General features: G+C 72.4%; 22 protein-coding genes and 5 tRNA genes. 6 read left to right on the top strand and 21 right to left on the bottom strand.

All coding sequences use genetic code 11. The features are described 5' to 3' along the window. Positions 1 to 69: 69 nt before the first annotated feature. Together recG and CYQ11_RS22645 are read right to left on the bottom strand one after the other, a co-directional pair. A complete protein-coding gene (gene recG / locus CYQ11_RS22650) occupies positions 70 to 2274 on the bottom strand; it encodes an ATP-dependent DNA helicase RecG (RefSeq protein ID WP_099201009.1) in 2205 nt (734 codons plus the stop codon). A gap of 27 nt (positions 2275 to 2301) precedes the next feature. Then, positions 2302 to 4002, bottom strand: a complete 1701-nt coding sequence (locus CYQ11_RS22645) for a DAK2 domain-containing protein (protein ID WP_099201010.1) — start codon at positions 4000 to 4002, stop codon at positions 2302 to 2304. Between the two features lie 257 nt (positions 4003 to 4259). Between CYQ11_RS22645 and rpmB the strand changes: the two genes are divergently transcribed. Then, positions 4260 to 4445 (top strand): 50S ribosomal protein L28, encoded by a 186-nt coding sequence (rpmB, locus tag CYQ11_RS22640; protein ID WP_003957616.1) that lies wholly within the window; start codon positions 4260 to 4262, stop codon positions 4443 to 4445. Between the two features lie 119 nt (positions 4446 to 4564). Here rpmB and thiD read toward each other — a convergent pair whose 3' ends face one another. After that, positions 4565 to 5365 carry a bifunctional hydroxymethylpyrimidine kinase/phosphomethylpyrimidine kinase gene (gene thiD, locus CYQ11_RS22635; protein ID WP_099201011.1) on the bottom strand — a complete coding sequence of 267 codons (801 nt, stop codon included), beginning with the start codon at positions 5363 to 5365 and terminating at the stop codon, positions 4565 to 4567. Between the two features lie 9 nt (positions 5366 to 5374). Next, on the bottom strand, positions 5375 to 6346 hold the full coding sequence (locus CYQ11_RS22630) for a thiamine-phosphate kinase (protein ID WP_099201012.1): 972 nt from the start codon (positions 6344 to 6346) through the stop codon (positions 5375 to 5377). A 146-nt stretch (positions 6347 to 6492) separates the two neighbouring features. On the opposite strand from CYQ11_RS22630, the gene CYQ11_RS22625 reads away from it, so the two are divergent. Next, positions 6493 to 6726, top strand: a complete 234-nt coding sequence (locus tag CYQ11_RS22625; protein ID WP_045933612.1) for an Lrp/AsnC ligand binding domain-containing protein — start codon at positions 6493 to 6495, stop codon at positions 6724 to 6726. A 20-nt stretch (positions 6727 to 6746) separates the two neighbouring features. Next, complete coding sequence (locus CYQ11_RS22620) at positions 6747 to 7250, top strand: DUF3515 domain-containing protein (RefSeq protein ID WP_240003554.1); 504 nt, start codon at positions 6747 to 6749, stop codon at positions 7248 to 7250. A 13-nt stretch (positions 7251 to 7263) separates the two neighbouring features. Here CYQ11_RS22620 and CYQ11_RS22615 read toward each other — a convergent pair whose 3' ends face one another. From CYQ11_RS22615 to CYQ11_RS22605, 3 genes are read right to left on the bottom strand one after another with little or no spacing between them, the layout of a single operon-like run. After that, the gene (locus CYQ11_RS22615; protein WP_099201013.1) at positions 7264 to 8412 is read right to left on the bottom strand and encodes a D-alanine--D-alanine ligase family protein; all 1149 of its coding nucleotides are present in this window, start codon (positions 8410 to 8412) and stop codon (positions 7264 to 7266) included. Between the two features lie 34 nt (positions 8413 to 8446). Then, positions 8447 to 9448: an NAD(P)H-dependent glycerol-3-phosphate dehydrogenase gene (locus CYQ11_RS22610; protein ID WP_099201014.1), complete on the bottom strand. Its 1002-nt coding sequence runs from the start codon at positions 9446 to 9448 to the stop codon at positions 8447 to 8449. Next, on the bottom strand, positions 9445 to 10206 hold the full coding sequence (locus CYQ11_RS22605; RefSeq protein ID WP_099201015.1) for a lysophospholipid acyltransferase family protein: 762 nt from the start codon (positions 10204 to 10206) through the stop codon (positions 9445 to 9447). Before CYQ11_RS22605 ends, CYQ11_RS22610 begins: the two co-directional genes overlap by 4 nt. A 181-nt stretch (positions 10207 to 10387) precedes the next feature. Here CYQ11_RS22605 and cofC point away from each other — a divergent pair, with 181 nt between their 5' ends. Both cofC and CYQ11_RS22595 read left to right on the top strand, forming a co-directional pair. After that, the gene (gene cofC, locus CYQ11_RS22600) at positions 10388 to 11038 is read left to right on the top strand and encodes a 2-phospho-L-lactate guanylyltransferase (RefSeq protein WP_099201016.1); all 651 of its coding nucleotides are present in this window, start codon (positions 10388 to 10390) and stop codon (positions 11036 to 11038) included. Between the two features lie 10 nt (positions 11039 to 11048). After that, entirely contained in the window at positions 11049 to 11276 is a 228-nt protein-coding gene (locus CYQ11_RS22595; RefSeq protein WP_099201017.1) for a hypothetical protein, read from the top strand. A 152-nt stretch (positions 11277 to 11428) separates the two neighbouring features. Here CYQ11_RS22595 and CYQ11_RS22590 read toward each other — a convergent pair whose 3' ends face one another. The 4 genes from CYQ11_RS22590 to leuC all read right to left on the bottom strand — a co-directional run bounded on the left by CYQ11_RS22590 (position 11429) and on the right by leuC (position 14706). After that, the gene (locus CYQ11_RS22590; RefSeq protein WP_099201018.1) at positions 11429 to 12136 is read right to left on the bottom strand and encodes an HU family DNA-binding protein; all 708 of its coding nucleotides are present in this window, start codon (positions 12134 to 12136) and stop codon (positions 11429 to 11431) included. A 123-nt stretch (positions 12137 to 12259) separates the two neighbouring features. Next, complete coding sequence (locus tag CYQ11_RS22585) at positions 12260 to 12505, bottom strand: SCO5555 family protein (RefSeq protein WP_099201019.1); 246 nt, start codon at positions 12503 to 12505, stop codon at positions 12260 to 12262. Positions 12506 to 12673: 168 nt separating this feature from the next. Next, the gene (gene leuD / locus CYQ11_RS22580; RefSeq protein WP_099201020.1) at positions 12674 to 13267 is read right to left on the bottom strand and encodes a 3-isopropylmalate dehydratase small subunit; all 594 of its coding nucleotides are present in this window, start codon (positions 13265 to 13267) and stop codon (positions 12674 to 12676) included. A gap of 5 nt (positions 13268 to 13272) precedes the next feature. Next, positions 13273 to 14706: a 3-isopropylmalate dehydratase large subunit gene (leuC, locus tag CYQ11_RS22575; RefSeq protein ID WP_099201021.1), complete on the bottom strand. Its 1434-nt coding sequence runs from the start codon at positions 14704 to 14706 to the stop codon at positions 13273 to 13275. 126 nt (positions 14707 to 14832) lie between these two features. On the opposite strand from leuC, the gene ndgR reads away from it, so the two are divergent. Then, complete coding sequence (gene ndgR / locus CYQ11_RS22570; RefSeq protein ID WP_099201022.1) at positions 14833 to 15561, top strand: IclR family transcriptional regulator NdgR; 729 nt, start codon at positions 14833 to 14835, stop codon at positions 15559 to 15561. A 60-nt stretch (positions 15562 to 15621) separates the two neighbouring features. On the opposite strand, the gene CYQ11_RS22565 is transcribed toward ndgR, so the two are convergent. The 10 genes from CYQ11_RS22565 to CYQ11_RS22520 form a co-directional block, all read right to left on the bottom strand. Continuing rightward, on the bottom strand, positions 15622 to 16578 hold the full coding sequence (locus tag CYQ11_RS22565) for an MEDS domain-containing protein (RefSeq protein WP_099201023.1): 957 nt from the start codon (positions 16576 to 16578) through the stop codon (positions 15622 to 15624). Further along, the gene (locus CYQ11_RS22560; RefSeq protein ID WP_181143751.1) at positions 16565 to 17479 is read right to left on the bottom strand and encodes an MEDS domain-containing protein; all 915 of its coding nucleotides are present in this window, start codon (positions 17477 to 17479) and stop codon (positions 16565 to 16567) included. The genes CYQ11_RS22565 and CYQ11_RS22560 overlap by 14 nt, the downstream gene beginning before the upstream one ends. Before the next feature lie 86 nt (positions 17480 to 17565). Next, positions 17566 to 17638 (bottom strand) — tRNA-Glu (locus tag CYQ11_RS22555). A gap of 38 nt (positions 17639 to 17676) precedes the next feature. Next, positions 17677 to 17748 (bottom strand) — tRNA-Gln (locus CYQ11_RS22550). Between the two features lie 18 nt (positions 17749 to 17766). Next, positions 17767 to 17839 (bottom strand) — tRNA-Glu (locus CYQ11_RS22545). Between the two features lie 39 nt (positions 17840 to 17878). Beyond that, a tRNA-Glu gene (locus CYQ11_RS22540) sits at positions 17879 to 17951 on the bottom strand. Positions 17952 to 18030: 79 nt separating this feature from the next. Next, positions 18031 to 18102: transfer RNA gene (locus CYQ11_RS22535), tRNA-Gln, on the bottom strand. Between the two features lie 199 nt (positions 18103 to 18301). Continuing rightward, positions 18302 to 19777: a glutamate--tRNA ligase gene (gene gltX, locus CYQ11_RS22530; protein ID WP_099201025.1), complete on the bottom strand. Its 1476-nt coding sequence runs from the start codon at positions 19775 to 19777 to the stop codon at positions 18302 to 18304. Next, complete coding sequence (locus tag CYQ11_RS22525) at positions 19770 to 20543, bottom strand: fumarylacetoacetate hydrolase family protein (RefSeq protein WP_099201026.1); 774 nt, start codon at positions 20541 to 20543, stop codon at positions 19770 to 19772. Before CYQ11_RS22525 ends, gltX begins: the two co-directional genes overlap by 8 nt. A 117-nt stretch (positions 20544 to 20660) precedes the next feature. Next, positions 20661 to 20843 (bottom strand): hypothetical protein, encoded by a 183-nt coding sequence (locus tag CYQ11_RS22520; protein ID WP_240003555.1) that lies wholly within the window; start codon positions 20841 to 20843, stop codon positions 20661 to 20663. Positions 20844 to 21263 lie beyond the last annotated feature (420 nt).

The raw sequence follows: 21263 nt of genomic DNA, 5'->3' as shown, positions 1-21263 counted from the left end.
GGCGGTGGCCGCCCCCTCAGCGTATGGCGTCGTCGCGACGGGAGCCGCGCGGGCCGCCCGAGGGGGGTCTCAGCCCTTGTCGAGGAACTGCTCGCGCTCCTTGTCGAGCAGCGCGTCGAGCGCGGTGCGCAGCGCGGGCAGCCGGGCCAGCTCGGGGTCCCCGGCGACGACCGCGGCGGCCTCCTCGCGGGCGGCCGCGATGATCTCCTCGTCGTCGATGACCGCGAGCATCCGCAGGGAGGAGCGGACGCCGGACTGCGCCTGGCCGAGCACGTCGCCCTCGCGGCGCTGCTCCAGGTCGATGCGGGAGAGCTCGAAGCCGTCGAGGGTCGCCGCGACGGCGCCGAGGCGGGCGCGGGCGGGGCTCGCCTCGTGGGCCTCGGAGACGAGCAGGCACAGGCCGGGGGCCGAGCCGCGGCCGACGCGGCCGCGCAGCTGGTGGAGCTGGGAGACGCCGAACCGGTCCGCGTCCATGATCACCATGACGGTGGAGTTGGGCACGTTCACGCCGACCTCGATGACGGTCGTGGCCACCAGGACGTCCACCTCGCCCGCGGCGAAGCGCCGCATGACGTCGTCCTTCGCCTCGGGCTGCATGCGGCCGTGGAGCACCGCCACGCGCAGGCCCGCGAGCGGCCCGCGCTCCAGCTGCTCGGCGACGTCCAGCACGGCGAGCGGCGGCCTCCGCTCCCCCTCCGCCTCGGCCTTGGCCTTGGCGGCCTTCGCCTCGTCCTCCTCGTCGCCGATGCGCGGGCAGACCACGTACGCCTGGTGGCCGCCCTCGACCTCCTCGCGCACGCGCTCCCAGGCGCGCGCGAGGAAGTGCGGCTTGTCCTTGGCGGGCACCACATGGGTGGCGATGGGTGAACGGCCCGCCGGCAGCTGGTCCAGGACGGACGTCTCCAGGTCGCCGAAGACGGTCATGGCGACCGTCCGCGGGATGGGCGTCGCGGTCATCACCAGCAGGTGCGGGGGTTGCTTGCCTTTGGAACGCAGGGCGTCGCGCTGCTCGACGCCGAAGCGGTGCTGTTCGTCGACCACGACCAGGCCCAGGTCGTGGAACCCCACCTTGTCCTCGATCAGCGCGTGGGTGCCGACGACGATGCCGGCCTCGCCCGTGATCAGGTCCAGCAGGGCCTGCCGGCGGGCCGCGGCGCCCATGGAGCCGGTGAGCAGCACCACCTTGGTGCCCTGCTCGGCGCCGCCGAGCATGCCGCCCTCGGCCAGCGGTCCCATCGTCTCGGTGATCGAGCGGTGGTGCTGCTGGGCGAGCACTTCGGTGGGGGCGAGCATCGCCGCCTGGCCGCCGGCGTCGACGACGCCGAGCATGGCCCGCAGGGCGACCATGGTCTTGCCCGAACCCACTTCGCCCTGGAGCAGCCGGTGCATGGGGTGCTCGGTGGCCAGGTCGTCGAAGATCTCGGCGGAGACCTTGTGCTGTCCGTCGGTGAGGGTGAAGGGCAGCTTCGCGTCGAAGGCGTCGAGGAGGCCGCCGGCCACGGGCTTGCGGGCCACGGCCGGCAGCTGGGAGTCGGCGTGGCGCCGGCGGGCGAGGGCGACCTGGAGGACGAACGCCTCGTCCCACTTCAGCCGCGAGCGGGCGTCCTCGATCTCGGCCTTGGTGCGCGGCCGGTGGACCTTGCGGAAGGCCTCCGGCAGCGGCAGCAGCCCCCGGCCCTCGCGCAGGGCCGCCGGCAGGGGGTCCACGACGCTGTCCCAGCCGGCGGCCTCCATGGAGGCGAGGACCACGTCGACGGCGTTGGAGACCTTCCAGGACTCCATCTTCGAGCAGGCCGGGTAGAGCGGGATGAGCTGGCTGGCCCACGCGCGGGCGGTGTCGGCGTCGCTGTTCTCGCCGAGCATCTCGTACGCCGGGTGCGACAGCTGGCGGGTGGTGCGGAAGGTGCCGACCTTGCCCGCGAACATGCCGCGGCGGCCGGGGACGAGCTCCTTCTGGTGGTGGTAGATCGACCGGCCGAAGAAGACGAGCTGGAGGCGTCCGCTGCCGTCGGTGAGGGTCACCTCCAGGCGCTGCCCCCGGCCGTTGTTGAACTTGTGCACGCGCGCGTCGGAGACCTGCGCGACGACGGTGACGTGCTCGTCCAGCGGCAGGTCGGCCAGGCGCGTCAGCTCACCGCGCTCGGCGTAGCGGCGGGGGTAGTGGTGCAGGAGGTCGCCGACCGTGTGCAGGTCGAGGTGCTCGGCCATCACCTTCGCGGTGGTGCCGCCGAGGGTCTTCTTCAGGGGTTCGTCTAGCGCGGGCACGCCTCCCATTGCACACCACGCCACTGACAGCCGGGGCTATTCGACGCCGATCAGCAGCGGTGCCGCCTGCTGTCCGCCCCGGTAGACCACCGTGTCCACGGCGAGGTGGCCGCGCCGCACGTGCCGGCGCAGGCCGTCGGCGACCTCGTCGGGCACGCCCGCGCCGAGGACGAGGGTGACCATCTCGCCGCCCGCCGCGAGCATCCGGTCCAGGACGACGGCGGCGGTGGCGGCCAGGTCCGTCCCGATGACGGCCACGTCGCCGTCGATCAGGCCGAGGACGTCGCCGGCCTGGCAGACGCCCGCCATGGTCCACGACTGGCGCTCGGCCACGACGAGCTCCGCGTGGCGCGTGGCGCCGGCGGCGGAGGTCATGGCGACGACGTCCTCGTCGAAGCGCCGGCCGGGTTCGTGGACGGCGAGGGCCGCGATGCCCTGGACCGGCGAGCGGGTGGGGATGAGGGCGACGCGGACACCCTCGGCGCGGGCCTGTTCGGCCGCGGCGGCCGCGGTGTGGCGCAGTTCGGCGTCGTTGGGCAGCAGCACCACCTCGCGCACGCCCGCGTGCCGGATCGCCTGGACCAGCTCGCCGCTCGCGGGCGGCTCCTGGGGCCGTACGGCCACGACGGTCGCGCCGGCCTCCGCACACAGGGCGGCGAGGCCCTCGCCGGGGACGAGGGCGAGGACGGCGCGCTGGGCGGGCTCGCGGACGCGGGTGAGGCCGGTGCCGGTGGCGAGGTGGGTGATGCGGATCCGGTGCGGGCGGCCGGCCTCGACGCCGGCCTCGACGGCGGCACCGGCGTCGTCGACGTGCACGTGGACGTTCCACAGGCCGTCGCCGCCGACGACCACGAGGGACTCGCCCAGGGCGTCGAGACGGGCGCGCAGCCGGGCGACGGCCGCGTCGTCCGCCTCCAGGAGGTAGATCACCTCGAAGTCCGGTTCGCCGCCGGTCGTCACCGTCGTGGCGCCGAGGTCCGCGGGGCAGGCTTCGGCCGTCCACGCGCGCGTGGCGTGCCGGCTGTCACCGGCCGGCGGGTGCGGCGCGGCCTCGGTGCCGGCCAGGGCGGCCGCCAGGGCGCCCAGGACCTCGACCAGGCCCCTGCCGCCCGCGTCCACCACGCCGGCCCGTCCCAGGACCTCCAGCTGCCCGGGGGTGGCCGCCAGGGCCGTGCCGGCGGCGTCGAACGCGGCACGGGACACCCCGGCGGCGTCACCGGTGGCGGCGGTGGACGCGGCGTCGGCGGCGGCCGAGGCCACCGTCAGTACCGTGCCCTCGACGGGGCGGGCCACGCCCTCGTAGGCGGACTCCACGGCGCGGCGCAGGGCCCGGCGCAGCAGGGCGGCGTTGTCGGGGGCCTCGTGATCCGCGTCACCGTCGCCGGTCAGCACTTCGGCCATGCCGCGGAGCAGCTGGGCGAGGATGGTGCCGGAGTTGCCGCGGGCCCCTATGAGCGCGCCGTGGGCCATGGCCCGCACGGCCTCGGCGAGGCCGGGACGGGAGCCGGGGCCGGTGGTGGCGTGGCCCTCGAAGACGGCGTCCACGGCGCGGGTGGCGGATTCGACGGTCAGGTAGAGGTTGGTGCCCGTGTCGCCGTCCGCGACGGGATAGACGTTGATGGCGTCGATCTCCTCGCGCGCCCGGCCCAGCCCCTCCAGCGCCAGGGCGCACCAGGTGCGTACCGCGTCGGCGTCGAGGGGGCGCCCCCGGACGGAGTCTGGGGGAGTGTGCGGCACCTGTGTCCTCCTCGGACCTCTCGGGGCTGCCTCTCGGGCGGTGGCAGTGCTGGAGCAGAGTAGTCCCGCCGGGCGCCGGTGCGGGCAGGCCGGGCGGGGCCCGGGCCGGTCATGGTAGTTTCGTTGTCCTGGAGCGGTCGTTGTATGCTGCTCCGGTTGCCTGATGAAAATCAGGCCATCCCCTGGCAAGCCAGTCACTTACCGACCCGGCACGCCGGGATTTCCCGTAAGTGCATCTGAAGTCTTTGGAGTGACCCGTGGCTGCCAACTGCGACGTCTGCGGCAAGGGGCCGGGCTTCGGCAACAACATTTCGCACTCGCACCGCCGTACGTCCCGTCGCTGGAACCCGAACATCCAGCGTGTGCGTGCCGTGGTCGGTCGGACGCCGAAGCGCCTCAATGTCTGCACCTCGTGCATCAAGGCCGGCAAGGTCTCGCGCTAACTAGCTAGTAGCGCGGCAGCCTCGCCGCCCCTTGAAAGCCGGTTCCCCTTCGGGGTGAACCGGCTTTTTGCTGTGCCCACGCCTCCTGAGGACCGCCGCTCCGGGGCGGAGGCCCCCGGTCACGGGCGGGGCCGGGGGGCGAGCCAGCCGTGGTCCACCGGGCCGATCCCCGCACCCAGCGCGAATCCCGCCGCTATCGCGCCGGTGACGTACGCCTTCGCCGCGCTCACCGCCTCCGGGACGGGGAGCCCCTTGGCCAGGCCCACCGCCACGGCGGAGGCCAGCGTGCACCCCGTGCCGTGCGTGTGCCGGTTGTCGTGGCGCGGGGCACGGAAGCGGTGCTCCTCCACGCCGTCCGTCAGCAGGTCCACGGCGTCGCCCGCCAGGTGGCCGCCCTTGACGAGCACCCACCTCGGCCCGTACGCCAGCACCGCGTCGGCCGCCCGCCGCAGGTCCGCCTCGCTGCGCACCCGTACGCCCGTGAGCCACGCGACCTCGTCGAGGTTCGGGGTGACCACCGTGGCGGCCGGCAGCAGTTTCGTGCGGACCGCGTCGAGCGCGGAGGCGGCCAGCAGGGCGTCGCCGTGCTTGGAGATGCCGACCGGGTCGACGACCACGGGGGCGTCCACCCCGGCGAGCAGCCCGGCCACGGTCTCCACCAGTTCCGCCGAGGCGAGCATGCCGGTCTTGACGGCCTGGACCCCGATGTCGTCGACGACGCTGCGGAACTGGGCCCGTACGGCCTGCGCGGGCAGCGGCCAGACGCCCTGGACGCCCAGGGAGTTCTGCGCGGTCACCGCGGTGACCACGCTCATGCCGTGCGCCCCGAGGGCGAGCATGGTCTTCAGGTCGGCCTGGACGCCGGCACCGCCGCCGGAGTCGGATCCGGCGACGGTGAGGACCGTCGGGGGTGTGCGCATGCGCCGAATCTACTCGCCGGGTTCGAGGTCCCCGAAGTGGTCCCATCCGCCGGCCTTGTCCCAGGGCGCGCCGTCGACGGTCACCTGGGGCAGGGCGGAGGGGTTGACCACCTCGCCGATGACCTTCCAGCGGGCCGGCAGCTTCACGTCGGGCGGGAAGGTGGCGACGATGGCGTGGTCCTCTCCCCCGGTGAGGACCCACTGGAGCGGGTCGACGCCGACGGCCTGGCCGATGTCGGACATCTGCGTGGGCACGTCGATGGCGGCCGTGCGCAGGTCGATGCGGACCTTGCTGGCCTCGGCGATGTGACCGAGGTCGGCGATCAGTCCGTCGCTGACGTCCGTCATGGCGGTCGCGCCGAGCGCGGCGGCGGCGGGGCCGGCGTGGTACGGCGGCTCGGGGCGCCGGTGGGCCTCGACGAACGCCCGCGGGGAGCGGAAGCCCCGGGAGAGCACGGCGAGCCCGGCCGCGGACCAGCCCAGCCAGCCGGTGACCGCGACGACGTCGCCCGCGCGGGCGCCGGAGCGGGTGACCGGCTCGTGGTTGCGGAGGTCGCCCAGGGCCGTGATGGCCACGGTGATGGTCTCGCCGCGCACGACGTCGCCGCCGACCACGGCGGCGCCGGCGACCTGGCACTCGTCCCGGATGCCGTCCATCAGCTCGGTCGGCCAGGTGGCGGGAAGCTCGGCGGGTACGACCAGGCCGAGCAGCACCGCGGTGGGCACCGCGCCCATGGCGGCGATGTCGGCGAGGTTCTGCGCCGTGGCCTTGCGGCCGACGTCGTAGGCGGTCGACCAGTCGCGGCGGAAGTGCCGCCCCTCCAGGAGCACGTCCGTACTGGCCACGACCCTCCGGTCGGGCGCTGCGACCACCGCGGCGTCGTCACCCGGCCCGAGCCGGACCGCCGGGGTGGTGGTGAGCCGGGAGGTCAGCTCTCTGATGAGCCCGAACTCCCCCAACTCGCCCACGGTGCCTTTCACTGAGCTCCTCCTCGGAGTGTCGGTTGCCCTGATCGTGACGTGTCCCGCGCCGCGCAGGCCGCGCGGGTCTCCCCGCACCGTGCGGCGACGCGGTACCGTGGCGTCTCTTCTCCCCACATGATCCTCATAGCCGCCCTGGAGGTTCCGTGGTACAGGCGTACATCCTGATCCAGACCGAGGTCGGCAAGGCGTCGACCGTGGCCGAAGTCATCGGAAAGATCACAGGAGTGATCCAGGCCGAGGACGTGACCGGGCCGTACGACGTCATCGTGCGCGCACAGGCGGACACGGTGGACGAACTCGGCCGGATGGTGGTGGCCAAGGTGCAGCAGGTGGACGGCATCACCCGCACGCTGACCTGCCCGGTCGTCCATCTGTAGCTCCCCCGTATGCTCGGCCGGTGAAGTTCTCGCTTTGCCGGCCCTTCGGCCTGCCCGCCGTCGTCGCCCTGCTGTTCGCGTGTGCCGCCTGTTCGGGCGCGGACGACGAGGCGGGTCCCGCGGTGCCCACCCCGTCGGGGCGGCAGGCCGCGCTGTGCCGTGCGCTGCACGGGGCGCTGCCCCGGACGGTGGGCGACCTGGAGCGGCGGGCCACCGACCCCGAGTCGGACTTCACCGCCGCCTGGGGCGGCCACCCGGCGATCACCCTGCGCTGCGGGGTGCCGAAGCCGGAGCTCCTCAGGAGTCACCCCGGCAGCGACAGCGCGGAGCTGAACGGCGTCGAGTGGCTGCCCGAGAAGCAGTCCGACGGCAGCGTCCGCTGCACCACCGTGCAGCGGGAGGCCTGGGTCGAGGTGACGTTGCCGAAGAAGGTCGTCGGTGACGTCGGCGCCGGCGACATCAGTGTGCTCACCGATCTCGCCGACGCCGTCTCGAAGACGATCCCCGTGGGGATCGTCTCCTAGCCGTCCCGTCGTCCTAGCGCAGTCCCGTCGGGCGGCGCAGGGCGGCCTGGATGAGCAGGTCCACCAGCTCCGGGTAGCTCACTCCGCTCTTCTCCCACATGAGCGGGTACATGGAGATCGGCGTGAAGCCGGGCATGGTGTTGATCTCGTTGATCACGAACTCGCCGTCCTCGGTGAGGAAGAAGTCCGCGCGGACCAGTCCCTCGCAGGAGGCCGCCTCGAAGGCCCGGACCGCCAGCTCCTGGACCCGGCGGGTCTCGTCCTCGCTCAGCGGGGCGGGCACGATGCCGGAGGCCGAGTCGATGTACTTGGCCTCGAAGTCGTAGAAGTCGTGGGCGGAGACCGGGGGGATCTCGGCCGGCACGCTGGCGCGGGGGCCGTCTTCGAACTCGAGCACGCCGCACTCGATCTCGCGGCCGCGCAGCAACGATTCGACCAGGATCTTCGGGTCGTGGCGGCGGGCCTCGGCGATGGCCTCGTCGAGGGCGGCCTCGTCGTCGACCTTGGTGATGCCCATGGAGGAGCCGGCGCGGGCGGGCTTCACGAAGAGCGGCCAGCCGTGCTCGCCGGCGAAGTCGGTGATCTTCTTGCGGGCGGCGGTGGGGTCGGTGTCCCACTCGCGCGGGCGGATCACCTCGTACGGGCCGACGGGCAGCCCGAAGGAGAGGAAGACCCGCTTCATGTACTCCTTGTCCTGGCCGACGGCCGAGGCGAGGACGCCCGCGCCGACGTAGGGGATGCCGGCCAGCTCCAGCATGCCCTGGAGGGTGCCGTCCTCGCCGTAGGGGCCGTGCAGCACGGGGAAGACGACGTCGACCTCGCCGAGGGCCTTGGGCACGGCGCCCGGCTCGGTGTAGACGACCTCGCGGCTCGCGGGGGTGACGGGCAGCAGGACGCCGCCGTCCGCCGAGTCGGTGAGCTGCTCGACGCTCGGCAGCGCACGGTCCGAGATGGTCATCCGCTCGGGATCGTCGGCGGCGAGCGCCCAACGGCCGTCGGTGGTAATGCCGATCGGCAGCACGTCGTACGTGCTGCGGTCGATGGCGCGCAGGACGGCGCCCGCGGTGACCACGGAGATGGCGTGCTCGGAACTGCGGCCGCCGAAGACGACCGCGACACGCGGCTTCCGTGCAGGGCTCTGGGGGGAGGTCTCGCTGCTCATATCGGGTTGAGAGTACCTGGTGGTCGGGGGTGGGTCAGTGCCGCTCGGGCTTGGCGCTGCGGGACATCAGCTCCTTGAGGGCCACCATGGGGGGCTTGCCCTCGTGCACGATGCCGACGACGGTCTCGGTGATCGGCATGTCGACATGGTGACGTCCGGCCAGATCGAGTACGGACTCACAGGACTTGACGCCCTCGGCGGTCTGCCTGGTGACGGCGATGGTCTCGGCGAGGGTCATGCCGCGGCCGAGGTTGGTGCCGAAGGTGTGGTTGCGCGAGAGCGGGGAGGAGCAGGTGGCGACGAGGTCGCCCATGCCGGCCAGGCCCGCGAAGGTGTGCGCGTCGGCCCCCATGGCCAGTCCCAGGCGGGTGGTCTCGGCCAGGCCGCGGGTGATGAGGGAGGCCTTGGCGTTGTCCCCGAGCCCCATGCCGTCGGCGATGCCCACGGCGAGGGCGATGACGTTCTTGACCGCTCCGCCCAGTTCGCAGCCGACCACGTCGGTGTTGGTGTAGGGCCGGAAGTAGGCCGTGTGGCAGGCGGCCTGGAGGCGCTTGGCGACGGACTCGTCGCGGCAGGCCACGACGGCGGCCGCGGGCTGCCGGGCGGCGATCTCCTTGGCGAGGTTGGGGCCGGTGAGGACAGCGACCCGGTCCGGGGAGACCCCGGCGACCTCCTCGACGACCTCGCTCATCCGCTTGGCGGTGCCCAGTTCGACGCCCTTCATCAGGGAGACCAGCACCGTGTCGGGGGCCAGCAGGGGCGTCCAGGCGGTGAGGTTGCCGCGCAGGGTCTGGGAGGGCACGGCGAGGACCGTGAAGTCGGCGTCGCGGGCGGCCTCGGCGGGGTCGGTGGTGGCCCGCACGGCAGCCGGCAGCTCGACGCCGGGGAGGTAGTCGGGGTTGGTGCGGCCGGTGTTGACGGCGTCCACGAGGGCGGCGCGGCGGCCCCACATGGTCACCTCGCAACCGGCGTCGGCCAGGACCATCGCGAAGGCGGTGCCCCAGGAGCCGGTGCCGAATACGGCGCAGCGCGTCACTTGCTGTCGTCCCCCTCGGGAGATCCCGCCTCGCGGCGGGCGGCCGCGCGGGCCTTCTTGAGGTTGTACGGCTCGGCGGGGGCCGGCTCGCCGCGGAGTTCGGCGAGCAGGTCCGTGATGGCCCGCATGATGGTGTCGGTGGCCTCGCGCAGGACCTCCGCGGTGGGCTCCTGGCCGTAGTAGGCGGACAGGTCGACGGGCGGGCCGGCCATCACCTTGAGGGTCTTGCGGGGGAAGAGCCGCAGCTTCTTCTCCTTGGCGTACGGCGGCATGGCCTCGTTGGCGCCCCACTGGGCGACCGGGATGACGGGGGCGCGGGTGAGCAGGGCGACGCGGGCGGCGCCGGTCTTGCCCTCCATGGGCCACATGTCGGGGTCGCGGGTGAGGGTGCCCTCGGGGTAGAAGGCCACGCACTCGCCCTTGTTGATGGCGTCGACGGCGGCCCGGAAGGCGGTGGCGGCGTCGGCGGACTCGCGGTAGACCGGGATCTGGCCGGTGCCGCGCAGCAGGGTGCCGACGAAGCTGCCCTTGAAGAGGGCGGCCTTGGCGAGGAAGCGCGGGACGCGCCCGGTGTTGTACTGGAAGTGGGCGTACGACAGCGGGTCGAGATAGGAGTTGTGGTTGACCGCGGTGATGAATCCGCCGTCGACCGGAATGTGCTCCGTTCCCCGCCAGTCCCGCTTGAAAAGAACCACGAGCGGCGGTTTCGCCAACACCGCCGTAAAGCGGTACCAGAAGCCGATTCTGTGGCGGGACACTCGGACACCCTCCTGTTGGGACCTGGAAGCTCTGCGGGCCTGCTGCTCACCCGGGGGCCGGACAAGTGTCGCCCCAGGTACCCGGTCTGTCGAGAACACCGTAACCCCGGCGTCCGTGGGCGGCTGCGGCAGCGGGTGACAATGGGCCCGGTCCAACGGACACCGGAAGGAGCGGGCACAGGTGGTCTGGACGCTGGTGGTGCCGCTGAAACCCCTGGCCGTGGCCAAGAGCCGCCTCAGGGCGGGCGCCGGTGGCCTGCCGGGGCCGGCGCTGGCGCTGGCGTTCGCCCTGGACACCGTGGCCGCGGCGCTGGCCTGCGGGTCCGTGCGGGATGTGGCGGTCGTCACGGACGACCGGCCGGCGGGCCGGGAACTGGCGGCGCTCGGCGCCCGGATCCTGCCCGAGCCGCCCGGCGGCGGGGGGCTGAACGCGGCGCTGGCGCACGGGGCGCGGACCGTGCGCGCCGGCCGGCCGCGGAGCGCGGTGGCGACGCTCAACGCGGATCTGCCGGCCCTGCGCCCGGGGGAACTCGGCCGGGTGCTCGAATATGCCGCCGAATTCCCGCGCGCTTTTCTCGCGGATGCCGCCGGAATCGGTACGACGCTGTTGGCGGCGACCGCCGGAAAAGAATTGGGTCCGGCGTTCGAGGGGCGTTCGCGCGCCCGGCACCGGGCGTCCGGAGCCCGTGAGATCGATGTGCGGGACGTGGATTCCGTCCGCCGGGACGTGGACACCGAGACGGATTTCCGGGCGGCCCTGAAGCTGGGCGTGGGGCCGCGCACCGCGGCCCTGGCGGACGGTCTGCTCCGGCCGGACCGGGCGGCGGACTAGGCTGCTGGCCATGCAGGCCACCGCGTACACCTTCGACCCTTCGACCCGCTCCGGGAGCGTGCTCCTGGACGACGGCACGCCCGTGCCCTTCGACGCGGCGGCGTTCGACGCCGGGGGGCTGCGACTGCTGCGGCCCGGTCAGCGGGTGCGGATCGAGTGCGCGCAGGCCCCCGAGGGGACGGCCGCGGGCCCGGCGGCCGGGCGCCGGGTGACGCTGGTGACGCTCCAGACCTTCTGAGCGCCTGGGGCGCCCGCGGACGCCCGCCGGGGGCTCCGCTCCGCCCTGCTCCGGGCCCCTCGGCCCGGTTCCTTCCCGGCCGTACACGCACCGCGGGCCGGGCTCCCCGAGGGGAGCCCGGCCCGGCGCGTTACGCCGTGGTGTGCGCTGCCTTACTTCTTCTTGGCGGCGGTCTTCTTGGCGGTGGTCTTGCGCGCGGTGGTCTTGCGGGCCGGGGCCTTGGTGGCGGTGGCCTTCTTGGCGGGCGCGGTCTTCTTCGCCGTGGCCTTCTTGGCGGCGGCCGGCGCGGCCTTCTTCGCCGTGGTCTTCTTGGCGGCGGCGGCCTTGGTGGCGGGGGTCGCCTTCTTGGCCGTCGTCTTCTTCGCCGTGGTCTTCTTGGCGGCGGCGGTGGTGGTCTTCTTCGCCGCGGCCTTCGTCGGCGCGGCCTTCTTGGCGGTGGTCGCCTTCTTCGCCGTGGTGGCCTTCTTCGCGGCGGCCTTCTTGGCGGTGGCCTTCTTGGCCGCGGCCTTGGCGGTCACCTTGCCGCCCGAAAGGCTGCCCTTGGGCGCCTTCTTGACGGCGACCTCGTCACCCTTCGGCAGCTTCTTCGTGCCGGCCACCAGGTCCTTGAAGCCCTGGCCCGCGCGGAAGCGCGGCACCGAGGTCTTCTTGACCCGCACGCGCTCACCCGTCTGCGGGTTGCGGGCGTAACGGGCAGGACGGTCGACCTTCTCGAACGAGCCGAAACCGGTGACCGAGACCCGGTCGCCGGCCACGACCGCACGGACCATCGCGTCGAGTACCGCGTCGACAGCGTCTGCGGCCTGCTGTCGGCCGCCGAGCTTGTCGGCAATCGCTTCAACGAGCTGCGCCTTGTTCACGTCTTCCCCTTCGGAGACATTGGCTGGAATGTGCTCCAGCTTTTTCGCACGTTAGGCAGATATATACCGCAAATCAAACACGAAACGGTCTAATCACCCTTGTGCCGCAACGAACTCGACCCATCAAGGAGTTCTGCCGGTGCCGGGCTCTTGGGGGAAACGGCCCTCGTCGAGGTCGTTCATCAGCCGGTCCAGGCGCCTTGCCGCGCCTGAGAGATCGTGCTTCGCCGAGGCCGTGATGGCCAGCAGCTGCCGGGACAGCGCCATCCGTACGCCCTCCGGGACTTGCAGTGTGCGCACCCTTGTGTGCGCTTCCTTCAGTTGGTCGGCGACGAGCCGGTAAAGCTCGAGTTGGCTGTCGCGTTCCATGCACCGATTGTGCCATCTGAGGCGAGTTGTCGCTTCACGGGCCCTCAACAAAGCAACACGCCCCCTGTCCGAAGACAGGGGGCGCATCATGCCAAACCCTGGGTGAGCAGCGAAAATCAGGGGGTCGCCGACCCGTCCGACACTGGGCCAAACGAGCCGGAATCGGGCTCAGATTCGTGCCGTGGACGGCTTGAAAGCGGGCCTGCGGGCCTCGTAGGCGGCAATCTCCGCCTCGTGCCGGAGGGTCAGACCGATGTCGTCCAGCCCCTCCAGGAGCCGCCACCGGGCGTTCTCGTCAAGCTCAAAATCAGCCGTGATTCCTTCGGCCCGCACCTGGCGCGTCACGAGATCGACCGTCACCTCGGCAGTGGGGTCCGCCTCGGTCAGCTCCCACAGCCGCTCCACCGTCTCCTGCGGCAGGAGCACGGTCAGCAGACCGTTCTTGAGCGAGTTCCCGCGGAAGATGTCGGCATACCGGGACGAGATGACGGCCTTGAAGCCGTAGTTCTGCAGCGCCCAGACCGCGTGCTCGCGCGAGGAGCCGGTGCCGAAGTCGGGTCCGGCCACCAGCACGGAGGCGCCCACGCGCTCCGGACGGTTGAGCACGAACTCCGGATCCTTGCGCCACGCCTCGAAGAGCCCGTCCTCGAAGCCGTCGCGCGTGACCTTCTTCAGCCAGTGCGCGGGGATGATCTGGTCGGTGTCGACGTTGCTGCGGCGCAGCGGGACGGCCCGGCCGGTGTGGGTGGTGAACGCTTCCATCGGTGTCAGACCTCCACGGGGGTGCGTACGTCGGTGGCGTCGGCCAGGTCGGCCGGGGAGGCCAGCCGGCCCAGGACCGCGGTGGCCGCGGCGACCTGCGGGGACACCAGGTGGGTGCGGCCGCCCTTGCCCTGCCGGCCCTCGAAGTTGCGGTTGGAGGTCGACGCGGAACGCTCGCCGGGCGCGAGTTGGTCGGGGTTCATGCCCAGGCACATCGAGCAGCCCGCGTGCCGCCACTCGGCGCCGGCGGCGGTGAACACCTTGTCCAGCCCCTCCTCGACCGCCTGGAGCGCCACGCGCACCGAGCCGGGGACCACCAGCATCCGCACGCCCTCGGCGACCTCGCGGCCCTCGATGACCCCGGCGGCGGCCCTGAGGTCCTCGATCCGGCCGTTGGTGCAGGAGCCCACGAAGACGGTGTCCACGCGGATGTCCCGCAGTGCCTGACCTGCCGTCAACCCCATGTACTCCAGGGCCTTTTCGGCCGCCTGGCGCTCCGAGGCGTCCTCGTACGAGGCCGGGTCGGGGACCGCCGAGGACAGGGGTGCGCCCTGCCCGGGATTGGTGCCCCAGGTGACGAACGGGGAGAGCTCGGCGGCGTCGATGACGACCTCGTGGTCGAAGACCGCGTCGTCGTCCGTGCGCAGGGTGCGCCAGTAGGCGACGGCCTCGTCCCAGTCGGCGCCCCGGGGGGCGTGCGGGCGGTCCTTGAGGTAGGCGAAGGTGGTCTCGTCGGGGGCGATCATGCCGGCCCGCGCACCCGCCTCGATGGACATGTTGCACACGGTCATCCGGGCCTCCATCGAGAGCTTCTCGATGGCGGGGCCGCGGTACTCCAGGACGTAGCCCTGGCCGCCGCCCGTCCCGATCCTGGCGATGATCGCGAGGATCAGGTCCTTGGCGGTCACGCCCTCGGGCAGCTCGCCCTCGACGGTGACGGCCATGGTCTTGAAGGGGGCCAGCGGCAGGGTCTGCGTGGCCAGCACGTGCTCGACCTGGCTGGTGCCGATGCCGAACGCCAGCGCGCCGAACGCGCCGTGGGTGGAGGTGTGGCTGTCGCCGCAGACGACGGTGGTGCCGGGCTGGGTCAGTCCCAGCTGCGGTCCCACCACGTGGACCACGCCCTGCTCGACGTCGCCCAGCGGGTGCAGCCGGACCCCGAACTCCGCGCAGTTGCGGCGCAGCGTCTCCAGCTGGGTGCGGGAGACCGGGTCGGCGATCGGCTTGTCGATGTCGAGGGTCGGGGTGTTGTGGTCCTCGGTGGCGATGGTCAGGTCCAGCCTGCGGACCGGGCGGCCGGCCTTGCGCAGCCCGTCGAAGGCCTGGGGGCTGGTGACCTCGTGGAGCAGGTGCAGATCGATGAAGAGCAGGTCCGGTTCCCCTTCGGCGCGCGTGACGACGTGGTCGTCCCAGACCTTTTCCGCGAGTGTCCGTCCCATCGCTGTCCCTCCGGCCGGCGTCGTCGCCGGCTAGTCGTGTGGATGTGGAGTGCCGTCCGTCAAGGTTGGCGCCTCTCGGGGAAAAGTGAACTTGCGTTTCATACTTTGAGACGCGAGTATCGTTTCATGGACAACTCTAGTGGCGCCTCGAGCGGAGTGGGCGTTCTCGACAAGGCGGCGCTGGTACTGAGCGCTCTGGAGTCCGGTCCGGCGACGCTCGCCGGCCTGGTCACGGCCACGGGGCTGGCGCGCCCCACGGCCCACCGGCTCGCGGTGGCGCTGGAGCACCACCGGATGGTGGCCAGGGACATGCAGGGCCGGTTCATCCTCGGCCCGCGCCTGAGTGAGCTGGCCGCGGCGGCCGGCGAGGACCGGCTGCTGGCCACGGCGGGCCCGGTGCTCACGCACCTGCGGGACGTGACCGGCGAGAGCGCGCAGCTCTACCGGCGCCAGGGCGACATGCGCATCTGCGTGGCCGCGGCCGAGCGGCTGTCCGGACTGCGGGACACGGTGCCGGTGGGCTCCACGCTGCCGATGAAGGCCGGCTCGGCCGCCCAGGTGCTCATGGCCTGGGAGGAGCCGGAGCGGCTGCACCGCGGCCTGCAGGGGGCCCGTTTCACGGCCACGGCGCTCTCGGGCGTACGGCGCCGGGGCTGGGCCCAGTCGATCGGCGAGCGCGAGCCGGGCGTGGCCTCGGTCTCCGCGCCGGTGCGGGGGCCGTCGAACCGGGTCGTGGCCGCCGTCTCGGTCTCCGGACCGATCGAGCGCCTCACGCGCCACCCGGGCCGCATGCACGCCCAGGCGGTCCTGGACGCCGCGATCCGCCTCACGGAGGCGTTGCGCCGCAACGGGTAGGCGGCACGGGGGCCGGCGGGCGCGTACGGGCCGGGGCCGGGGCCGGCTGGCGGACCCGGGTCAGGGAAACACCCCCGGGCCCGCCAGCCGCAGGGTCAGGCGTGTCAGGCCGGCGCGTTCCCGGACCTCCAGCGACTCGCTCAGCGTGCGCGCCAGCCACAGTCCGTCCTCCGGGCACGCGAGCGGGCCCGGCGGGCGGAAGCCGGCGAACACCGGCACCGGAGGAGTCCCCGGGGCGGCGCGGAGCAGCTCGAAGGCCAGCGCCCCCGGCTCCTCCCAGGCCCGCGCCGAGACCCCCCGCTCCCCCGTCCCGGCCAGCAGATAGCCCGCCGCCTCGCTGACGGCAAGCTCGGCCAGGGCCAGCCGCTCGCCGGTCAGACCGGCCGCGCGGGCGCGCTCGCGGGCGAACCGCCGCAGGGGGCCCACCCGGCCCGCCGGGCCCGTCCTGGCGGCCCCCGGGGGCGCCACGGCGCGCGGGGGCGCCACGCCGGCCGCGTACGCGCCGGGGTCGGCGTAGGCGGCGCACGGGATCAGCCGCCGCCCGTCCAGCCGGGCGGGATGTGTCGCACAGGCCGCCCGCGCCACGTCCGCGGGCACCCACCGGGTGTCGTACGGGCAGATCATCCAGACCGGCAGGGCGGCCAGCAGCACGTTGAGCCCGGACTCCATCCGCTTCCACTCGGCGACCTGGCGGGCGGTCCTCCCCCACCACACCGGCTCGGCGATCATCCGCATCCGCCGCCCGGGGCGGGCCCGCCGGTCGTGGTAGCGCAGGAAGGCGGAGACCCGCTCCACGGGCCGGCGGCCGAAATGGGCGGTCTCGGCGACGTCCAGGGCGTGCGCCCGCTCCCCCAGGGCGCCCTGGAGCAGCTCGATGTTGGCGGGCGTCGTGGCGGCCAGCACGGGCTCCCCGGCCGCCAGGCCGTCCCGGACGAACGGCACCGCCATCGCCAGGAACTCCGCGTCGCTCCCGTACAGACAGGCGTGGTGGAGGAAGCCGGTCTCAGCGACAGGCATGCGCGGCCCCCAGCCGGAGGCCGGGGGTCCGGTCCCATCCCACGACGGTGATGACCTGGAGCAGGTGCGGCGGCAGCCCGGCCAGCTCGACCGTGCAGTGGCGGGCGGCGCGGGCCCGGGCGAAGGTCATCAGCAGCCGCAGCCCCGCGAGGTCCAGGAACTCCACCCGGGACATCTCCAGCCGTACGTCTCCCCGCACGCCCGCGACCGAGCGCAGGGCGTCCCGCAGGCACGGGTGCGCCTCGGCGTCGACCACGCCCTCGACGCGCAGCCCCTGGGGGCGGTAGGTGCGCACGACGACGAGTTCGGCCGTGCGCACGAGGGGGTCGGCCTCGACGCTGCTGACGTGCGCCGACGCGAAGGCGTCCAGCGCGGCGGGCCCGCAGCGCCGGATGTCGTACTGGCAGACGGCCAGCGCCCCGCCGGAGCTGAACTCCTCGGCGAGCAGCGCCTCGTACCGCAGCAGCCGGGCCACGTCGAGGGCGCTGAAGGCGCCGCCGCCGTCGTGCAGGGCGGCGCACAGGTCGCCGGCGACCCGCAGCGTGCGGTAGCCCTGCTGCCGGGAGCGCTCGGCGGCGCTCCGCAGCCGCCGCAGCAGGGCGGCGGGCTCGAACTGGCCGCGGCCGGAGAGGAATTCGGCCAGCCGTACGACCTCCACGCGGTCGGCCAGTCCGCCCGGCGGTTCGGGGAGCCGGCACTCGTCGAGCAGGGCGCCGGGGCCGGGCGGGTCCTCCGCCCCGCTCAGGTAGAGGATCTTGTCCTCCGCCTCCAGGCCCCCGAGCACGAAGTCCCGCAGGATGGACGCCCGCTCCTCGTCCGACTCGAACAGCAGGCAGGCGTGGTCGCCGGGACGCAGGTCACCGACGTGGACCCGGCCGCGCAGGCCGTTGGGATGGACCATGCCCGGATTATGGCGCTGCCCCACAGGCGGCGGAAGGACGCATGAAAAAATGCCCCTCGCCGAAGCGAAAGGCATTTTCTCATCTGTACCCCCGACCGGATTCGAACCGGCGCTACCGCCTTGAGAGGGCGGCGTGCTAGGCCGCTACACAACGGGGGCCTGCTTTTGCATTGTGCAGACTAAGAACACAATCTGCGCTGGGCTACCAGGACTCGAACCTAGACTAAATGAACCAGAATCACTCGTGCTGCCAATTACACCATAGCCCATGGTGGTTTTATAACCAGTACCCCCGACCGGATTCGAACCGGCGCTACCGCCTTGAGAGGGCGGCGTGCTAGGCCGCTACACAACGGGGGCCCTAGCGATCTCCTTCGGGTGACCCCGTCCGGAAACCAGTACCCCCGACCGGATTCGAACCGGCGCTACCGCCTTGAGAGGGCGGCGTGCTAGGCCGCTACACAACGGGGGCTTGCACTTCGCTTTGCGCTTTCGCGCGGTGACTACTTTATCAGTAGTTTTGCCAGAGAATTTCCGGTGGATTTCTCTTGCTGGGGTACCAGGACTCGAACCTAGACTAAGGGAACCAGAAACCCTCGTGCTGCCAATTACACCATACCCCACCGTAACTCCACCCCTCGGAAGGGGTCTTGTCCGGCTTGCGCCCTCCGCTCGGGCCTCTCGGCCCTCTCGGGCGGCGCAGGAAGAACATTACCCGAAGGTGGACGGGGGTCCAAAATCGATAGACGCCCGGCCCGAACGCCGTGGGGCCCGGCGGCCTCGGGGAGGCTGCCGGGCCCCACGGGGCGGGTGCGGCGGGGGTCAGCCCGCGAGCTTCGCCAGGGCGGCGTCGACGCGCGCCAGGGTGCGCTCGCGCCCCAGGATCTCCAGGGACTCGAACAGCGGGAGGCCGACCGTGCGGCCCGTGACGGCCACGCGCACGGGCGCCTGGGCCTTGCCGAGCTTCAGACCGTGCTCCTCGCCCGCGGCGACGACGGCGGCCTTGAGGGCGTCGGCGTTCCACTCGGCCTCGGCGAGCGCCGTCCGGGCGGTGCGCAGCAGGGCGTCCGAGCCCTCCTTCATCGCCTTCTGCCAGGACGTCTCGTCCCAGGCGGGCTCGTCCAGGAAGAGGAAGTCGACGTTGGCCGTGATGTCCGAGAGGACCGTGAGGCGGGTCTGGGCGTGCGGGGCGATCGCCTCCCACGCGGCCCGGTCGAACTTCTCCGGGGCCCACGGCGCGTGGGGGGCCTTCAGCCACGGCTCGCAGGCGTCGGCGAAGGCCTTCGGGTCCAGCCGGCGGATGTGGTCGGCGTTGATCGCCTCGCACTTCTTGAGGTCGAAGCGCGCCGGGTTGGCGTTGACGTCCTTGATGTCGAAGGCCGCGACCATCTCGTCCATCGTGAAGATGTCCTGGTCGGCCGAGAGGGACCAGCCGAGCAGCGAGAGGTAGTTCAGCAGGCCCTCGGGCAGGAAGCCGCGCTCCCGGTAGAGGTTGAGGGACGCCTGCGGGTCGCGCTTGGAGAGCTTCTTGTTGCCCTCGCCCATGACGTAGGGCAGGTGGCCGAAGCTCGGGGTGGTGCCGTTGCCGACGCCGATCTGCGCGAGCGCCCGGTAGAGGGCGATCTGCCGCGGGGTGGAGGACAGCAGGTCCTCGCCGCGCAGCACGTGCGTGATCTCCATCAGCGCGTCGTCGACGGGGTTGACGAGCGTGTAGAGGGGCGCGCCGTTGGCCCGGACGATGCCGAAGTCCGGCACGTTCTCCGGGGTGAAGGTGAGCTCGCCGCGCACCAGGTCGGTGAAGGTGATGGGCTCGTCGGGCATCCGGAAGCGGACGATGGGCTCGCGGCCCTCGCGCTCGTACTGCGCCTTCTGCTCCTCGGTGACCTCGCGGCACGTGCCGTCGTAGCCGGAGGGCTTGCCGGCGGCGCGGGCGGCCTCGCGGCGGGCGTCGAGCTCTTCGGTGGTGCAGTAGCAGTGGTACGCGTGGCCGGCGTCCAGCAGCTTGGCGGCGACGTCCTTGTAGAGGTCCATGCGCTGCGACTGGCGGTAGGGCGCGTGGGGACCGCCCACCTCGGGGCCCTCGTTCCAGTCGAAGCCCAGCCAGCGCATGGCCTGGAGCAGCTGCTCGTACGACTCCTCCGAGTCGCGGGCCGCGTCGGTGTCCTCGATGCGGAAGACGAAGGTGCCGCCGTGGTGCCGGGCGAAGGCCCAGTTGAAGAGGGCGGTGCGGACCAGGCCCACGTGGGGGTTGCCGGTCGGCGAGGGACAGAAACGTACGCGTACGGGTGCGCTAGCCACGCTTGATCACCTTGTTGGTGAGAGTGCCGATGCCTTCGATGGTGACGGCGACCTCGTCGCCGACGTTCAGGGGGCCGACTCCGGCCGGGGTGCCGGTGAGCACGACGTCGCCGGGGAGCAGCGTCATCGCCTCGGTGATGTGGACGATCAGGTCCTCGATGGGGCGGACCATGTCGGCGGTGCTGCCCAGCTGGCGCTGGTCGCCGTTGACGGTGCACTGGACGCCCAGGCCCGCGGCGATGTCCGCCGGCTCCAGCCCGGTCTCGATCCAGGGGCCGAGGGGGCAGGAGGTGTCGAAGCCCTTGGCCCGGGCCCACTGCTTCTCGCGCTGCTGCACGTCGCGCGCGGTGAGGTCGTTGGCGCAGGTGTAGCCGAGGATGACGTCCTTCACGCGCTCGCGCGGGACCTCGCGGCACATGCGGCCGATGACGACGGCGAGCTCGGCCTCGTGGTGCAGCTCGCTGGAGAAGGACGGGTACGCGATGGGGTCGCCGGGGCCGACGACCGAGGTCGAGGGCTTGAAGAAGGTGACGGGGACCTCGGGGACCTCGTTGCCCAGCTCGGCGGCGTGCTCGGCGTAGTTGCGGCCGATGGCGACGACCTTGTTGGGCAGGACGGGCGGCAGCAGCCGCACCTTGTCCAGCGGGATCTTCTGCCCCGAGCGCTCGAATTCGGCGAAGGGGTGTCCCTTGATGATGTCGAGTTCGTCGCCCTCGACCACGCCGAAGGCGACGTTGCCGTCGATGGAGAACCTGGCGATGCGCACGGGAAGCCGTTGCCCCTTTGTGTGTAATGGCCGGAGTCGGACCACCTCAGGCTATCGCGGGGCCCGGCTGGCGGCCCGTGCGCCGCCGCCGGGCCGCGGTGGAGCGTCTCGCGCGGATCAGTCGCGGTGCTCGTGGGGGGCCGGAGCGGTCATGAGGACGGTGCGGCGCGGGTTGGCCGTGGCCGTGGGCAGCTCGACCGCGTGCTCCGGGCGCTCGGCCTCGAAGAAGCGCAGCGCGTCGGCCTTGGCGAGGTGGGCGAGCGTGGTGCGGCGCGGGTTGGCGGTCTTACGGGACGGCATCGTGCTCTTCACTGTGGAGGGCCTCGTGTGTTGTCGTTTCTCGACGCTTTCGCGACGGGTGTAAAGGTCCAGGCTAGGCGCGCCTATCCCCAAGGGCGTGAGGAAGAAGTCTTGCGTTTCCTGTGAGTTTGCTCACGATGGAACCGAAAAAAGCGGCATAACGGGCGGTCACCCACGGGCCACCAAACGGACATTGCGGTGCTGAACCTGACGTTCCGCTCCTGATCATGGCGACTGGGACACGCCCGGGCAGGGGGTCCGAAGGGGTCGACTCATCGCAATAAGTCCGACATACAGGGCTCAATCTTCTACGGTGCGTCACCCTTCCGGTCACCCTTTGTCACCGCTGCCCCCGCCTGCCCCACCGGCCTTGTTGGGAGATCCGGCACTGTGCTGGAATTCCCGGGACCGCCAGGGGGG

This window comes from Streptomyces cinnamoneus, from assembly GCF_002939475.1.
GTDB lineage: Bacteria > Actinomycetota > Actinomycetes > Streptomycetales > Streptomycetaceae > Streptomyces > Streptomyces cinnamoneus_A.
The sequence above is the reverse complement of the archived record's forward strand: the minus strand, read 5'-3'. Positions and strand labels throughout refer to the sequence as shown.

What these genes read in the sequence shown, in the direction of transcription:
- ndgR (WP_099201022.1), top strand. Translation starts at nt 14,833, where the DNA reads ATGGACAACTCTAGTGGCGCCTCGAGCGGAGTGGGCGTTCTCGACAAG.
- CYQ11_RS22585 (WP_099201019.1), bottom strand. Translation starts at nt 12,505, where the DNA reads ATGGAACGCGACAGCCAACTCGAGCTTTACCGGCTCGTCGCCGACCAA.
- recG (WP_099201009.1), bottom strand. Translation starts at nt 2,274, where the DNA reads ATGGGAGGCGTGCCCGCGCTAGACGAACCCCTGAAGAAGACCCTCGGC.
- CYQ11_RS22520 (WP_240003555.1), bottom strand. Translation starts at nt 20,843, where the DNA reads ATGCCGTCCCGTAAGACCGCCAACCCGCGCCGCACCACGCTCGCCCAC.
- leuC (WP_099201021.1), bottom strand. Translation starts at nt 14,706, where the DNA reads ATGGGACGGACACTCGCGGAAAAGGTCTGGGACGACCACGTCGTCACG.
- CYQ11_RS22565 (WP_099201023.1), bottom strand. Translation starts at nt 16,578, where the DNA reads ATGCCTGTCGCTGAGACCGGCTTCCTCCACCACGCCTGTCTGTACGGG.
- CYQ11_RS22615 (WP_099201013.1), bottom strand. Translation starts at nt 8,412, where the DNA reads ATGAGCAGCGAGACCTCCCCCCAGAGCCCTGCACGGAAGCCGCGTGTC.
- thiD (WP_099201011.1), bottom strand. Translation starts at nt 5,365, where the DNA reads ATGCGCACACCCCCGACGGTCCTCACCGTCGCCGGATCCGACTCCGGC.
- CYQ11_RS22595 (WP_099201017.1), top strand. Translation starts at nt 11,049, where the DNA reads ATGCAGGCCACCGCGTACACCTTCGACCCTTCGACCCGCTCCGGGAGC.
- leuD (WP_099201020.1), bottom strand. Translation starts at nt 13,267, where the DNA reads ATGGAAGCGTTCACCACCCACACCGGCCGGGCCGTCCCGCTGCGCCGC.
- CYQ11_RS22560 (WP_181143751.1), bottom strand. Translation starts at nt 17,479, where the DNA reads ATGGTCCATCCCAACGGCCTGCGCGGCCGGGTCCACGTCGGTGACCTG.